The following is a 15746-nucleotide window of genomic DNA, read 5'->3' as shown; positions in this document are numbered from 1 at the left end:
CACGGAGAAACGGACACCACCATGACCACTGCGGCCATCCCCGACACCTGGCGTGGCATCACCCCGTCGCCGATCACCTCGACCGACGCCTACAACGGCTTCATCGCCGCCAACGTGATCTTCGCGCTGGACCGGATCGGCCTGCTGGAGACGATCGGGCGCGGCGAGCCGCTCTCGGCCGCCGAGGCCACCGCCCAGGCCGGCGACACCGCCCGCACCGAGGCCGTGCTGCGCGCCGCCGCCGACTACGGCTACCTCAAGGCCGACGGCGACGCCTACCTGCCCACCGAGGCGGGCCTGGAGATCGCCGCCGCGCGCGGCTACTTCACCTGGGCCGTCGGCGGCTACCACGACGTGTTCGGCCGCGCCGGCCACCTGAGCGCCGGCACCCACCGCTACAACGAGGACGTCTTCCGCGACGAGGCGATGGTCGCCCTCGGCTCCGCCCAGTGCGACCAGTCGATGTTCGCCGCCCAGCTGACCGACGTGCTGAACGGCATCGACTTCCGCACCATCGCCGACCTGGGCTCCGGCACCTCCGCCCGGGTGCGCCGCGTGGTCTCGCAGCGCGAGGGCACCCGGGGCCTGGGCATCGACATCAGCCGCCCGGCCACCGACATCGCCCGCCGCGACATCGTCGAGGCCGGCATGCAGGACCGGGTCACCGCCGTCCGCGCGGACGTGCTGGGCCTGCTCGGCACCCAGATCGACAACGACGCCGAGGCCGCCGAGGTGGCCGAGGTCGACACCGTGATGAGCTTCTTCCTGCTGCACGACCTGCTGGCCGACCCGACCACCCGCTCCTCGATCTTCACCCGGATGCGGGAGGCCTTCCCGAAGGCCCGCACCTTCGTCCTCGGCGACACCATGCTGCGCGACCCGGGCACCTCCGAGGGCGCCCAGCCGGTCTTCTCGGTCGGCTTCGAGCTGGCGCACGCGATGATGGGCGTGCCGCTGCACACCAAGGCCACCTACGAGCAGCTGTTCACCGACGCCGGCCTGCGGATCGACCGCGTCGAGGCGCTGGCCACCCCGCACTCCTGGCTCTACGTCCTCCAGGCCGACTGATGGCCGCCCCGTCGGGCGCCAGATACCTGCTGGCGCAGAACGAGCACCCGTACCCGCCGCTGCCGTCGGTGCGGGCCGCGCTCGCCGAGGCCAGTGCCGACGTGCACCGCTACCCGGACTTCCGTCCGGAGCGGATCGCCGGGATCGTCGCCGACTGGCAGGGCGTCCCGGCCGGCCAGGTCGTGGTCGGCCACGGCTCGGCGGGCGTGGCACTGGACCTCTTCCACGCCGTCGTCGAGCCCGGCGACAACGTGGTGCACTCGGACCCCTGCTTCGACGCGTACCCGCTGTTCTGCGAGATCGCCCGGGCCGAGGCCCGGCCGGTCCCGCTCGGCCCCGACGCCCGGCACGACCTGGCGGCGATGGCCGAGCGGATGGACGGGCGCACCCGGATCGTCGTGCTGTGCAACCCGCACAACCCGACCGGCACGGTCTACTCCTGGGCCGAGCTGACGGAGTTCTTCCGCCGGGTGCCGTCCACCGCGCTGATCCTGCTCGACGAGGCGTACGTCGACTTCGCCCAGGGCTGGCAGGCCCCGGACGTGCCGGCCCGGATCGCCGAGTGGCCGAACCTGGTGGTGCTGCGCACGCTGTCCAAGTCGCACGGCATCGCGGCGCTGCGGATCGGCTACGCGCTGGCGGAGGAGTCCGTGGCCCAGCGGGTGCGGGACCACCAGGTGCCGTACGCGGTGAACCGGCTCCAGGAGGCGGGCCTGCTCGCCTCCGTCGCCGCCGGGGACGAGATGGCGCACCGGATCGCCGAGATCGCCGCGGAGCGGGAGCGCACCGGGGCCGAACTGCTGCGGCTCGGCTGGACGGTGGCGCCCAGCGTCACCAACTTCCTGTGGGTCGACGCCCCCGGGGACCAGCTGCCGCTGCGCGCGGAGCTGGAGCGCCTGGGCGTGGCCGTCCGCTACTACCCGGGCCTCGGCATCCGGGTCGCCATCGGCGAGAAGGACGCCAACGACGCGGTGATCGAGGGTTTCGCCGCCGTCGCCCCGCTCGCCCCGGCCCACCCCGTCGCACCCTGACGCCCGGCGCCCTGAGCACCCCGGGTGCGTCAGGGCGCACCCCGGGCACTGCCCGCACCTGCGGAACCGCCCGCACCTCCCGCACGCCGCACCATCGCACACCCACGCACACCCCGAAGCGCCGCCGTCGGCGCAGCGAAGGAACCGCCATGCACCCGCTGTTGGCCCGCCCGGAGTTCCGGCGCTACCTCGTCGGGCAGACCCTGTCCGTCCTCGGTGACAGCGCCCTCTCCATCGCCCTCGGCATCTGGGCCAAGGTGCTGACCGGCAGCAACTCCGCCGCCGGTCTGGTGCTGTTCTGCTTCTCCGCACCGCTGCTGCTGCTGCCGCTCGGCGGCCTGCTCGCCGACCGGGTCCGCCGCAGGCCGCTGCTGGTCGGCGTCAACCTGGCGGTGGCGGTGTCGCTGCTGCCGCTGCTGCTGGTCGACGGCCGGGACACGGTCTGGATCATCTACTGCACCGCCACGGTCTGCGGTCTGGCCGGGGCCGTCCTGGCTCCGGCGCAGAGCGCGCTGCTGCGCAGCATCCTGACGGAGCGTCAGGACTTTGGCGCGGCGGCCGGGCTGACCCAGAGCGCCCGGGCCGGCACCACCCTGGTGGCGCCGCTGGTCGGCTCGGGGCTCTACGGCTGGTTCGGCGGGCACGCGGTGGCCGTGGCCGACCTCCTCGTGCTGCTGCTGGCGGCGCTGAGCTTCCTCACCCTGCGGGTGGAGGAGGTCAAGCCGGAACCCTCGGGCCTGCGGTGGCGCCGCGAGGTGCTGGCCGGCTTCGTCCACCTGCGCGCCTCGGTCGGGCTACGGTCGCTGGTGGCGGCCACCGCCGTCTCCGGCTTCGTACTGAGCCTGCTCCAGCCGGTGCTGTTCGCGCTGACCCAGCACGGGCTGCACCGCTCGCCGCAGTTCCTCGGCGTGCTGGAGACCACCGAGGCGGTCGGCGCGCTGGGCGGCTCCGTGGTCGGCGGTCTGCTGATCGGCCGGCTCGGACCGCGCCGGACGGTCATGGCGGGGTCGGCGGTGTTCGGCCTCGGGACCGTCCTGCTGCTCGCCCCGTCGCTGTACGTGGTGGAGGTCGGCCTGGTGATCGCGGGCGCGGGCATCCCGGCCGCCATGGTCGGGCTGGCCACCGCCGCCCAGGCGTCCACCCCGCCGCAGCTGATGGGGCGCGCCCAGGCGGCCGTCAACCTCTCGCTCACCGCACCGCAGGCGCTGGCCGTCGGCGTCGGCTCCGGCCTGGTGGCCGCCCTGGACTTCCGGGTGGTGCTGGGCGTGATGGTGGTCGGCGCGCTGCTCGCGGCCGCCCACCTGATCGGCAAGCCGGAGGCCCCGACGGAGCCGCCGGGCGCCGAGTCCGAGGACAAGGACAAGGACGAGGACGAGGACGAGCCCCGGACCGAACCCCAGCCCGAGCCCCGGTCCGAACCCCTGACCCGGCCCGAATCCGCATCCGAGCCCCGGCCCGAGGGCGCGCCCGCGCCCGAGGGCCCGGCCGAGCGGCAGGACGCCAAGGACCTCCAGGCCGGCTGACCGGCCCCGGCGTACCCGCCCCGCCCCACCCCACATACCTGCACGACCCCGCACGTCCGATCACCCGATCACCCCTCAGCACCTCCCGTCCTCCTCACGAGAGAGCTCCTCCGATGACCGACCGTTCTTCTCCCGCCGCCACCCCGATCCCCGTCGCGCTGGACCACGTCGAGTTCTACGTGGCCGACCTGGGCGCCGAGACCACCCGGCTGACCGCGGAGTACGGCTTCGAGCTGCTCGTCCCGCCGACCGAGCGCGGCGACGCCGCCGAGCGCTGCCTCTCCGCGCTGTTCGGCCAGGCCGACATCCGCCTGCTGGTCACCCAGCCGCTGGCCGCCGGCCACCCGGCCACCGACTACCTGGAGCGCCACGGCGACGGCGTGGGCGCCCTCGGCCTGCGGGTGTCGGACGCCGCCGACGCCTTCCACGTCCTGACCGCGCGCGGCGCCGCCGCCCTGCGCGAGCCGCAGGCCGCCGACGGCTGCGTCACCGCGGTGGTCGACGCCTTCGGCGACGTGGTGCACACCCTGATCGAGCGCGGCCCCGAGGTCCCGGCCGGCCGCATCCCCGGCCTGCCCGACCCGGCCCCGCTGACCGGCGAGGGCCAGGTCGGCCTGCGCTCCGTCGACCACTTCGCCGTCCTGGTCCCGTTCGGCGAGCTGCGCAAGACCGAGCACCGCTACCGCGAGGTCTTCGGCTTCCGGACGATCTTCGAGGAGCGGGTCGAGGTCGGCGCGCTCGGCATGGACTCGGCCGTCGTGCAGAGCGCCGACCGCAGCGTCACCCTCACCCTGATCGAGCCGCTCACCGCCGACGCGGGCGGCCAGATCGCCTCCTTCCTGGCCGGCCACGGCGGCGCCGGGGTGCAGCACGTCGCCTTCGCCGCCGATGACGCGGTGCACTCCGTCTCCGTCATGGCCGAGCGCGGTGTGCCGTTCCTGCGCACCCCGCAGACCTACTACGACGCGCTGCCAGACCGCCTGACGCCGCTGCGGCACTCCTTCGAGCAGCTGCGCGAGCTGAACCTGCTGGTCGACCAGGACCACGACGGCCAGCTGTTCCAGATCTTCACCCGCTCCCAGCACCCGCGGAACACCTTCTTCTTCGAGGTGATCGAGCGCATCCGGGCCCGCAACTTCGGCAGCAACAACATCCGCGCCCTCTACGAGGCCGTGGAACTCCAGCGCAACGCCGGCGAAGTGGCCGGATGAGCGCGTCCGTCCGCAGCGAACCCCCGGCCGACGTGCGCCCGGCACTGTCCGTCGCGGAGTACGCCGACCGGGCCCGGGCCGTGCTCGCGCCCGAGGTCTGGGAGTGGCTGGAGGGCGGCGCCGAGCGCGAGTTGACCCTCGCCGCCAACCGGGCCGCCTTCGACCGGGTGGGCCTGGTGCCCCGGGTGCTGACCGACGTCGGCACCCGGGACACCGCCGCCACCCTGGTGCGCAGCAGGGCGGCGCTGCCGGTGGCGGTGGCACCCGTCGCCTACCACCGGCTGTTCCACCCCGAGGGCGAGCTCGCCTCGGCCCGCGCCTCGGCCGCCGCCGGCGTGCCGTTCACCGTCGGCACGCTCAGCAGCGTCGGCTTCGAGGAGCTGGCGAAGACCGGTGCCACGCTCTGGTTCCAGCTGTACTGGCTGCGCGACCGCGGCCGGCTGCTCGACCTGGTCAGGGCGGCCGAGGAGGCCGGCAGCGAGGCCCTGGTGGTCACCGCCGACGTGCCGTACATGGGTCGCCGGCTGCGTGACGCCAGGAACGCCTTCGCGCTGCCCGACGGCGTCCGCGCGGCGCTGCTGGAGGGCGGCGCCGCCGGGCGGGCGCACCGGTCCACCACCGCCGTCTCGGCGGTGGCCGCGCACACCGCCGAGCTGCTCTCCCCCGGCGTCACCTGGGCCGATCTCGAGTGGCTGCGCGGGGAGACCGAACTGCCACTGGTGGTCAAGGGCGTGCTCGACCCGGCCGACGCGCGGCGGGCCGCCGGCATCGGCGCCGCGGCCGTGGTGGTCTCCAACCACGGCGGCCGCCAGCTCGACCGGGCCGTGCCCGCGCTGACGGTCCTGCCCGCCGTCGCCGAGGCGCTGGCCGGCGAGGACTGCCAGGTGCTGATGGACAGCGGGGTGCGCGGCGGCTCGGACGTGCTCACCGCGCTGGCCCTCGGCGCCACCGGGGTGCTGCTGGGACGCCCGCTGATCTGGGGCCTGGCGGCCGGCGGCGAGGCGGGCTGCACCGAGGTCCTCGACCTGCTCGCCGCCGAACTGCGGCACGCGCTCGGCCTCGCGGGCTGCGCCGACCTCCGGGCCGCCGCCGAGCTGCGCACCACCACCCTGCCCTGCACCACCTGGAGCACCCCGTGACCACCACCTCCGCACCGCACGACCTGCTGCTGGCGGGCCTGCACACCTCGCTCGCCGACCCGGCGATGACCTCGATGAACCTGCTCAACGAGATCTCCATCCGCTACCCGGAGGCGGTCTCCTTCGCGGCCGGCCGCCCGGCCGAGCGGTTCTTCGAGACGGACGCCGTCCACCGCCACCTGGACCGCTACCTCGACCACCTGCGCACCGAGCGCGGGCTGACCGAGGAGCAGGCCCGCCGCCAGGTGCTCCAGTACGGGCGGACCAAGGGGATCATCCACGACCTGATCGCCACCCACCTCGCGACGGACGAGGGCATCGAGGTGCCCGCCGAGTCGATCGTGGTGACGGTGGGCTGCCAGGAGGCGATGTTCCTGGTGCTGCGGGCGCTGCGCCGCGGCCCCGAGGACGTGGTGCTGGCCGTCTCCCCCACCTACGTGGGGCTGACCGGCGCGGCGCTGCTGGCCGACCTGCCGGTGCGGGCCGTCGCCGACGGCCCGGACGGCGTGGACCTCGCCGACCTGCGCCGGCAGCTGGCCGCCGCCCGGGCCGAGGGACTGCGCCCGCGGGCGCTGTACCTGGTGCCGGACGTGGCCAACCCGAGCGGGGCCAGCCTGCCGCTGGAGCTGCGCCGGGAGCTGCTGGCGCTGGCCGGCGAGGAGGACTTCCTGCTGCTGGAGGACAACCCGTACTGCGTCTTCGCCGGTGAGGAGCGGCTGCCCTCGCTCAAGGCGCTGGACACCGGGCGGCGGGTGGTCCACCTCGGCTCCTTCGCCAAGACGGCCCTGCCGGGTGCCCGGGTCGGGTACGTGGTGGCGGACCAGCTGGTGGCGGACGGGCAGGGCGGCACCGCGCTGTTCGCCGACCTGCTCGGCATGATCAAGAGCATGACCACGGTGAACACCTCGCCGATCGCCCAGGCGGTGATCGGCGGGGCGCTGCTGGAGCACGGCCACAGCCTGCGGGCCGCCAACACCGAGGTGGCCGCGCTCTACCGGCGCAACCTCGCGCTGGTGCTGGAGGGCCTGGCCCGGCGCTTCCCGCCCGGCAGCGGGGTGACCTGGAACGAGCCGCGCGGCGGGTTCTTCCTGGTGCTCACGGTGCCGTGCGTGGTGGACGACGCGCTGCTGGAGCGCTCGGCCTCGGAGTACGGGGTGATCTGGACGCCGATGTCGCACTTCTACCCGGGGGCGGGCGGGGAGCACCAACTGCGGCTCTCCGTCAGCCAGGTCGACCCGGCCACCGTCGACCGGGGGCTGGACGGGCTGGCCGCGCTGCTCACCGCGCACTCCTGACCCGCGGGGCCCCGGCCCACCCGGAAGGGGCGTCCGTCGAGGGCGCCCCTTCCGGCGTACGCGCCGACTCCGGACGGTGACGGTGCGCTTCGGCGCGGCCACGCTGGGGCAGCCTCCCGGCGCAAGCACCGCAGCCCACCGAGGAGGACCCATGCCGCACGGCGAGAACCGGCCCGCCGGACACCAGCCCACCGAGGAGGCCCTGCGCCGCTCGTCCGCCTTCCTCGTCGACGAGGCGCTCGGCTTCGTCTTCCCCGCGGCCCTGCGCGCCGCCGCCGACACCGGGGTGGCCGACGCCCTCGCGGACGGCCCGGCCACCGCCGCCGAACTCGCCGCCGCCACCGGCACGGACGCCCGCAACCTGTACCGGGTGCTGCGCCTGCTCGCCACCCGCGATGTGGTGGCCGAGGACGAGCAGGGCCGCTTCACGCTGACCGAGGCCGGGCAGGCGCTGCGCGGCGACGTCCCGTACTCGGCACGCAGCGCGGTGCGGATGCTCACCGACCGGACCTTCTGGCGGCCGGCCGAGCGGATGGCGCACTGTCTCACCGAGGGCACCACGGCCTTCGACTCCGTCTTCGGGATGCCGTTCTTCGACCACTTCGCCCGGGACGAGGAGACCGCCGCCGTCTTCCACGTCGGCATGGCGGCGATGTCCGACCCGGAGAACGCCCCCGTCGCGGCCGCCTGCGACTTCCCCGACACCGGCACGGTGGTGGACGTCGGCGGCGGTCACGGCGGGCTGCTGCTGGAGGTGCTGCGCCGCAACCCCGGCCTGGAGGGCGTGCTGTACGACCGCGCCCACGTGCTGGCCGGCCACCGGCTGGACGGCGACAAGGAGGTCGCGGGCCGCTGGAGCACCGCGGAGGGCGACTTCTTCACCGGGGTGCCCGCCGGGGACGTCCTGCTGCTCAAGCGGATCACCCACGACTGGGACGACGACCGGTGCGTCACCCTGCTGGGCCACTGCCGGCGCGCCCTGCGCCCCGGCGGCCGGGTGCTGGTCCTGGACGCCGCGGTCCCCCGGGACAACGCGCCCCACCAGGCCAAAACCCTGGACCTGATGATGATGGCCTCGCTCACCGGCCGCGAGCGCACCGAGGCGGACTTCGCGGAGCTGTTCGACCGGGCCGGCCTGCGGCTGTCCCGGGTCCTGCCCACGGGGACGGTGCTGTCCGTGGTGGAGGCGGTCGCCGCCGACTGACCGACCACCGCGTCCGACGGCCACCCGCGCGCGGATCTCCCGACGCACCGACCGCGGCCGCTTTCCCCCGTCCGGACGGTGCCGACACGAAGGATTGCCGCCAGAATGGTCTGGTCGCGAACCGTCGTGACCGGAACGGCCGTTGGGGGCGATCATGGACGAGGCTCGGAACCTCCAGGGCGGCGGCGGGTGGTCGCTCGCCCCGGTCGCGATGCTGCGCCACGCGGGCTACCCGCTCTCCCTGCTGGACCGCGTCGTCGACTCCCCGACCGCCCGGGCCGCCGACACCGTGCTCGCCCTGCGCGACGAAGCCGTCGAGCTGGGGCGGCGGTTGAAGGCCGCCCTGCGTGCGGAGCGGGCCGGCACCCGGGGCGACCTCGCCTCCGGTGTCGGCATGCTCCGCCCTTTCCCGCCCGCCGACCTCGCCCGGCTCGAGGCCGAACTCGGCCCGGCCGCCCTGGACTCGGCCAAGCGCTACCAGGACGCGGTGCGGGCCCTGGACGCCCACTGGGCGGCGTTCGAGCGGCAGCACGGCGCAGCCCTCGCCGCCGCCCGCGGGGCGGTCCTGGACCTCTTCCGCGAGCCCTCCCTCCAGCAGGTCCTGCTGCTGTCCAACGACGCCCGCTTCGGGGAGTTCGCCGCCTGGATCGCCTCCGGCGGCGCCGGCTCGGACGGGCACGTCAGGCGGATGACCGACCTGCTCGCCATGTACCTCCAGCGGGTCACCACCAAGAACGAGACCCACGCGCACTTCGGTCCGCTCGCCGTCGCCCGGACGTCCCCGCGGGGCCCCGCCGGCGTCACCTGGTCCACCGGCCCGCTGCGCCGGGTCGCCCGGCTCAGCCACTGGGCGGGCGAGGCGATGGCCGCGGTCTTCAGCGCCCGGCCGGAGGCCTTCGAGACGGTGCGCCCCCGCCGGCGCCCGCTCGCCTTCGCCGAGGGCCCGGTGGTGCGGCTGTACGCGTTCGAGGCCACCACCGGCATGCCGGACGGCTGGCGCTTCGTCGCGGTGAGGACCGACACCTTCGACGCCCACCGGCGCTGGCTCTGGGAGCGCTGCGACGGCGAGCGCACGGTGGCGCGGCTGCGCGCCGACTGGGCCGGACGGCCGGACCGCCCGGCCGACCGCACCTTCGACCGGGTGCTCGCCGAACTCGTCGACCAGGACTGGCTGGTCGGGCGCTGGGAGATCCCGATCGGGTCCACCGACGTGCTGCGCTCGCTCGCCGGGCACCTCCCCGACGGCTCCCCCGACCTCGCCGTGGTGCGCCGCTTCGAGGACGGGCTGCGCCGCTTCGCCGAGGGCCCGACGGCGGGCCGCGCGGCCCTGCTCGGCGAACTCAAGGAAGCCTTCGAGGAGGTCGCCGGGACGCCGGCCCACCGCTCCGGCGGCCGGCACTACGCCGACCGCGGCATCCTCCACGAGGAGGCCTACAGCCCGGTGCGGGACGTCGTCCTCGGCCCGGACATCGCCGAACTGGTCAGCCGCGCGCTCTCCCCCGTCTACGACCTGACGCTGCTCGTCCCCCGGCTGCGCGTCCGCCGCGAACTGGCGATCCTGCACCACTGGACGGCGCGGCGCTTCGGCCTCGGCACGCCCGTACCGCTGGCGGACTTCTACGCCGCCTTCTTCGCCGACCGGCCGCTGCTCGCCGCCCGGTGCGAGGAGGTGGACCAGGAGATCGCGGCGCTCGACCGGGAGGTCGTCGCCCTGCTGCTGGACGGCGCCGAGGACGGCCGACCGGAGAGCGTCGTCGAGCGGGCCGGGCTGGAGGAGCTGCTCGCCCGCCACCCGGCCGCCCCGCCCGCGCTGTGCAACCCGGACGTCATGCTCGCCGCGCCCAACGCCGCGGCGATCGGGCGCGGCGAGTTCCTCGCCGTCGTCGGCGACTGCCACGCCGTTCGCGAGGCGCTCACCCACTCGAGCTTCGCCCCGCTGCTCCAGGCCGAGGCGCCGGAACTGCTCGACGGGATCCACGCCCGGTACCGGGGGCTGCTCGACGAGGACGAGGTGCTGGTCGACCTCTCCCGCTCGCACCCCGACAAGACCGCCGCCCAACTCACCTACCCCTGCCCGGACCTGGAGGTGTACGGGCGCTCCCCGAAAGCCCGCGGCGACGTCCTGCGGCCCGACCGGCTGTACCTGGTGGCCACCGCCGACCGGGTGGAGCTGCGCGCCCACGGCCTGACGGGCCGGTTGAAGCTGCTCGCCCCGCCGGCCGGCGGCCCCGGCATCCGCCAGGACCCGCTCTCCCCGTTCGCCTTCCCCCGGCACTTCGGCGGCGTCGGAGTCCGGGACCGGGACCGCGACCACCTGCCCCGCATCCGCTGCGGCCGGGTCGTGCTGCACCGGGAGCGCTGGCGCATCCCCGCCGGGGCGCTGCGCGGCTGGAGCCCGGGCGTCCACCGGTCCAGGGGCGACGCCGCCGAGTTCGCCGCCGCCCGCGGGCTGCGCCGCGAACTCGGCCTGCCGCGCCGCGGCTTCCTGAAGATCCCCGGCGAGCCGAAACCGGTCTACGTCGACTGGGACTCGCCCCTCGTCGTCCGGCAGGTCTTCCGGCTCGCCCGGAGGACGGCCGCCGCCCTGGAGTTCACCGAGATGCTCCCCGCCCCGGAACACCTCTGGCTCGACATCGACGGCGAACGCCACACCAGCGAGCTGCGCTGTGCGGTCTTCTCACGCCGCTCCCCCTGAGCGCTCCACGCCGAGCGCTCCGTCTCCCGTGCTCCACCCCCGTGCTCCACCACCAGTGCTCCACCCCCGTGCTCCGCCCCCCGTGCTCCACGTCGAGGACGCCACGCCCTCACCGACCGAAGGCACCGTCATGACCAAGAGCTGCATCGTCCAGTTGCCCTTCCCCTCGAGCCACGACCCCGACCCGAAGCTGGCGCGCTACTACGACGACTACGACCGGCGCTTCCGGGCGATGCTGCCCGAGTACTTCATCCCGACCGACGGCCTGTGGGAGATGCCGCTGTGGGTCGCCCACCTGACCGCCCTGCTGGACACCGCGGGCCTGGACTCCGTCTTCCGCGACCTGTCCCGGACCCCGGCCGAGCCGGAGCGGTGCGCCGAGCCGCTGCTGGACGCGACCGCCGCCGGAGACCTCGTGCTGATGTCCCCGCTCGCCCAGAACCTGCGCCTCGCGCTGGAGGTGGCCGAGCGGCTGGAACGAGCCCGCCGGCGCGTCGTCCTCGGCGGCAACATGGCCCCGCTGGCCCCGGACGGTGCCGTGCACGCCGTCCACCGCGGCCAGCTCGACGCCGCCTTCGTACACCGGCTGGTCGAACTCGCCTCCGGCTCCGGCGGCAGCCTGGAGAAGCCCCTGCTGCCCGGGCTGGTGTCCGACCGGATCACCTGGGCGCCGGACTACCGCCACCTCGCCGGCTACCAGGGCCGAGTGCCGCTGCTGCGGCTCAACGCCAGCCACGGCTGCCTGTACCAGTGCTCGTTCTGCGGCGACGCCTGGAGCAGGCAGCTGACGCTGGTCGCCAGGGACGCGCTCGCCCGGGAGGTGGACGAGCTGACCGCCCGGTTCCCGGACACCCGGCTCTTCTACATCGGCGACAAGACCTTCGGCCAGTCCCGCGAGGCCGTCGGCAACCTGCTGGACGTCTTCCGCGACCGCCCCGGCCACCGGTTCATCGTGCAGACCCACGTGATGCAGGTGAAGGAGTGGATCGTCGACGCCATGCTCGAACTCGGCGTCGTCGCCGTCGAACTCGGCTTCGAGTCGGCCGACTCGCAGATGCTGAAGCGGCTCGACAAGCTCTCCCGAGGCCTGGACGACTACACTTCGAAGATCCGTCAACTCAGCGACGCCGGGCTGAAGGTCGTCCTCAACATGATGGGCGGCCTCGACGAGGAGACGGAGGCCTCGCACGGCCAGACCGTCACCTGGATGCGGGAGAACGAATCGGCGCTGTGGCTCTTCAACCTGTACAACTTCGTGCCGTACCCGCTGACCCCGGACTTCCCCAGGCTGCGCGAGCGCATCTTCAACTGGGACTTCGCCGACTGGCGGGAGGACGCCCCGGTCGTCTACCGGCCGCGGCACCTGTCCCCGCAGGACAGCTGGGACCTGTTCCAGGAGAAGATCGCCACCGCCCACGACGTCATCCGCGGCCCCCGGCCCGCACCCGTCCCCGTGCCCGCCGTACGGAAGGACTGACATGACCGAACTCCCCGACTTCGAGGCCCTGCAGCACAGCGTCTCGCCCGAGGACTTCGAGCAGGACCCGCTGCCGGGCTGGGCCGGCGTCGGCACCCTGTTCGGCGCCCCGACCACCACCGCCGACCGGGTGGACGTCGGCGGGGCGGGCTGGGTGGTGTCCGGCGTTCCGTTCGACGCCACCGCCAGCTCCCGGCCGGGCGCCGCGGAGGGGCCGCGCGCCGTCCGCCAGGCCAGCCTGGTCTTCTCCAGCTACCTCACCAGCCTCGGCCAGTGGCGGATGCTGGACACCCGCACCGGCCGGACCTTCCGCTACCGCGCGCCCCGCGTCGCGGACGCCGGCGACCTGCACGTCTACCCGACCGACACGGTGAAGACCTTCCAGGCCGTGGCCGCCGAGAGCCGCCGCCTGAGCCGCGACGCCCCGCGCCTGGTCTTCCTCAACGGCGACCACTCCTGCACCTTCCCCACCTTCGCCGGCTTCCGCGCCGGACGCCTCGACCGCGGCGCCGGCCGGGTCGGGTTCGTCAACATCGACCACCACTTCGACTTCGGCAACTGGAGCACCCTGCACGGGCCGCTCTACCACGGCTCCAACTCCCGCCGGATCAGCGAGATCCCGCGGATGCGCCCGGAGGACATCGCCTTCGTCGGTGTCGGGGACGTGACGAAGTACGACCAGTTCCGCGGCCTGCTCGAACGCGGCTTCCACGTCGTGCCCGGCTCCGCGATCACCCGGGACGGCGCCGCCGCGGCGCTGCGCCCGGTGATCGAGGAGCTCGGCTCGCGCTGCGACACCGTCTACGTCTCCCTCGACATCGACGTGCTCGACAGCGCCGCCGCGACCGGCACCGGGCACGTCACCATGGGCGGCATCACCATCGGCGACCTCCTCGACGTCTACGAGGAGCTGCGGGCGCTGCCCGTCGGCGCCCTCGACGTCGCCGAGGTCGCGCCCCGCTACGACCCGTCCGGCGGCACCGCGCAGATCGCCGCCCGGCTGCTCTTCGAGTTCCTGTTCCGCACCGAGGTGGCCCCGGCCGAACTCGCGCCCTGGGCCACCGGCGGCACCCCCTCCGCACCCCGGGAGCACCGGTGAGATTCACGCCCCACGAAGCGCAGTTCGACTGCACCCCGCTGGTCTCCGGCGCCCCCGCCGAGCGCGAGCGGGCGCTGGACGCCCTCGCCGCCGAGGCCGTCGAGGTCGTCCACCGGGTCGGGTACGCGGTGTTCCGGATCGGCCGGCTGCGGCTCGGGGTCGAGGACAGCCGCCGGCTGTCCACCGGCATCGTCGAGCGCGTGCGCACCGCGCTGATCGCCCGCGGAGCCCCCGGGCGGATGCGGCTGGAGGTCGACCGGGCGCAGCGGACCCACGTGCCGGAGGGGCACGCCACCCGGACCCTGCTGCCCCACCACGACGGCCAGCACTGCTCGTACCTGACGCCCAGCCTCCGGGACGCCCCCGACTGGGACCCGGCCCGGCGCACCTACGGTGACTCCGGGTACACCACCACCCCCGCGCACAAGATGTACCAGGGCATCTTCCTGCCCGAGGTCGGCGAGGGGCTGAGCGTCACCACGTACTACGACTGGCTCGGCGTGATCGACGAGGTGCTGGAGCGGCGCGGCGTCGACCGGGGCGCGGACCCGGCGGCGGCCGCCGCGCGCTGGCTCGGCGACAACCTGAACCGCGGCCTGGAGCGCCAGCCCGAGCACGGCTGCGCCTACCCCTCGGTGGGCGCCATGCTCGGGCTGGAGGAGCCGCTCTGGCACGGCCTGTCCTTCCACCACGGCGAGGCGGTGCTGACGAAGGAGGAGCGCCGTCGCTACCCGGCCGCCGCGCCACTGGCCCGCGACTGCCCCTGCGGCGAGTGCCGGGGCGAGGCCGCCCGGCTCTTCTGCCACCTGGTGCTGATGGCCACCGGCCTGACCTGGGCGCGGTTCCGCCGCCGCTGGGAGGTGCTCGTCCCGGGCGAGCAGTGCGACCTGCTGCTCGGCCACAACCTGACCATGCTGCACGGCGGCCTGGCCGGCGGCGCGGGGCGGATCATCGAGCCGCTCTGCCTGGTCGTGGACGAGCCGTCCGGCCCCGCGTACGAGCGCTGGCTGGCCGCGTCCTGGCGGCGCACCCTGCCCGGAGCCCGCTGATGGCCGGGAGCCCGCCGACGCGGGGGGCGCCCGCCACCCTCGCCACCCCGGTCGACCTGCACCTGCACACCCGGCACTCGGACGGGGACGAGGCGCCGGCCGACCTGGCCCGGCGGTGCGTGGAGGCCGGGCTGCGGGTCGCCGCCGTGACGGACCACAACACCCTCGCGGGCGTCGCCGCCTTCGAGCGGGCCGCCGACGGGCGCCTCACCGTGGTGCCGGCCTGCGAGATCACCACCGTCTGGCGCGGCGGCGAGGCCCACTGCCTGGCCTACTTCGTCGACCCCGGCGACGGGCCGTTCCGGCGGCGGATCGGGCGCGTCCACGACGCCGAGCTGGCGTGGTGGCGCGGCTGGGCCGAACGGGTGCGGGCCCTGGGCGTGCCGCTGGACCGGGCCGGGGTCGAACGGCGGATCGGCGGCGACCGGGTGGCCCACGTCGACGACTACCTGGCCCTGCTGCTGGACGCCGCGCGGGGCGACCCCAGGTTCGCCCCGTACACCGAGGGCGGCGACCGGTTCGCCCGCCTCGCCGCCGACTGGTGCCGGCCCGGCCGGCCGCTGCACGTCGAACACCCCTGCTACCCCGAGCTGGTGGACGTGCTGCGCTGGATCGAGCAGGCGGGCGGGGTCGCCGTGCTCGCCCACCCCGGCCCGCTCACCGCCGGTCTGAACGCCCCGGAGTGCGCCGCGCTGCTGGAGCCGCTGCGCGCCGCCGGGCTGGCCGGCCTGGAGGTGTGGACCAGCTGGCACACCCCGGCCGACAGCGCCCGGCTCACCGAGGCGGCCGGGCGGCTCGGCCTGGTCGCCACCGCCGGGTCCGACTACCACGGGGCGCGGGTCAAGCCGTGGGCGCCGCGCCCGGGCCTGCTGCCCGCGCTCCCCGCCGATCCGTTCGCCGTCCTGGACGCCCTGCACGACCGCCGTCCGCCCGTCCACTCCACTCCCAGGTGAGG

12 protein-coding genes are annotated in these 15746 nt (G+C 75.0%); all 12 read left to right on the top strand.

All coding sequences use genetic code 11. The annotated features are described in order from the left end of the window. Positions 1-21 precede the first annotated feature (21 nt). Positions 22-1068: an SAM-dependent methyltransferase gene (locus ACZ5OX_RS18145; protein ID WP_465630944.1), complete on the top strand. Its 1047-nt coding sequence runs from the start codon at positions 22-24 to the stop codon at positions 1066-1068. Next, positions 1068-2099: a pyridoxal phosphate-dependent aminotransferase gene (locus ACZ5OX_RS18140; protein WP_465630942.1), complete on the top strand. Its 1032-nt coding sequence runs from the start codon at positions 1068-1070 to the stop codon at positions 2097-2099. The genes ACZ5OX_RS18145 and ACZ5OX_RS18140 overlap by 1 nt, the downstream gene beginning before the upstream one ends. Before the next feature lie 149 nt (positions 2100-2248). Next, a complete protein-coding gene (locus tag ACZ5OX_RS18135) occupies positions 2249-3622 on the top strand; it encodes an MFS transporter (RefSeq protein ID WP_465630940.1) in 1374 nt (457 codons plus the stop codon). A 113-nt stretch (positions 3623-3735) separates the two neighbouring features. Continuing rightward, positions 3736-4833, top strand: coding sequence for a 4-hydroxyphenylpyruvate dioxygenase (gene hppD / locus ACZ5OX_RS18130; RefSeq protein ID WP_465630938.1), 1098 nt, complete (start codon positions 3736-3738; stop codon positions 4831-4833). Beyond that, positions 4830-5972 (top strand): alpha-hydroxy acid oxidase, encoded by a 1143-nt coding sequence (locus ACZ5OX_RS18125; protein ID WP_449808780.1) that lies wholly within the window; start codon positions 4830-4832, stop codon positions 5970-5972. Before hppD ends, ACZ5OX_RS18125 begins: the two co-directional genes overlap by 4 nt. 65 nt (positions 5973-6037) lie before the next feature. After that, a complete protein-coding gene (locus ACZ5OX_RS18120) occupies positions 6038-7267 on the top strand; it encodes an aminotransferase-like domain-containing protein (protein WP_465631390.1) in 1230 nt (409 codons plus the stop codon). 151 nt (positions 7268-7418) lie between these two features. Next, positions 7419-8471: a methyltransferase gene (locus ACZ5OX_RS18115; protein ID WP_465630937.1), complete on the top strand. Its 1053-nt coding sequence runs from the start codon at positions 7419-7421 to the stop codon at positions 8469-8471. A 154-nt stretch (positions 8472-8625) separates the two neighbouring features. Further along, positions 8626-11166 carry a lantibiotic dehydratase gene (locus ACZ5OX_RS18110; RefSeq protein ID WP_465630935.1) on the top strand — a complete coding sequence of 847 codons (2541 nt, stop codon included), beginning with the start codon at positions 8626-8628 and terminating at the stop codon, positions 11164-11166. Between the two features lie 130 nt (positions 11167-11296). Beyond that, positions 11297-12643 carry a B12-binding domain-containing radical SAM protein gene (locus ACZ5OX_RS18105; RefSeq protein ID WP_449788676.1) on the top strand — a complete coding sequence of 449 codons (1347 nt, stop codon included), beginning with the start codon at positions 11297-11299 and terminating at the stop codon, positions 12641-12643. Position 12644: 1 nt separating this feature from the next. After that, the gene (locus tag ACZ5OX_RS18100) at positions 12645-13742 is read left to right on the top strand and encodes an arginase family protein (protein ID WP_465630933.1); all 1098 of its coding nucleotides are present in this window, start codon (positions 12645-12647) and stop codon (positions 13740-13742) included. Next, positions 13739-14791, top strand: coding sequence for a hypothetical protein (locus ACZ5OX_RS18095; RefSeq protein ID WP_465630931.1), 1053 nt, complete (start codon positions 13739-13741; stop codon positions 14789-14791). The genes ACZ5OX_RS18100 and ACZ5OX_RS18095 overlap by 4 nt, the downstream gene beginning before the upstream one ends. Beyond that, complete coding sequence (locus tag ACZ5OX_RS18090; RefSeq protein WP_465630929.1) at positions 14791-15744, top strand: PHP domain-containing protein; 954 nt, start codon at positions 14791-14793, stop codon at positions 15742-15744. Before ACZ5OX_RS18095 ends, ACZ5OX_RS18090 begins: the two co-directional genes overlap by 1 nt. Positions 15745-15746 lie beyond the last annotated feature (2 nt).

It is taken from the genome of Kitasatospora sp. NPDC032121, assembly GCF_055580145.1.
This window is presented reverse-complemented; position numbering and strand designations above follow the sequence as displayed.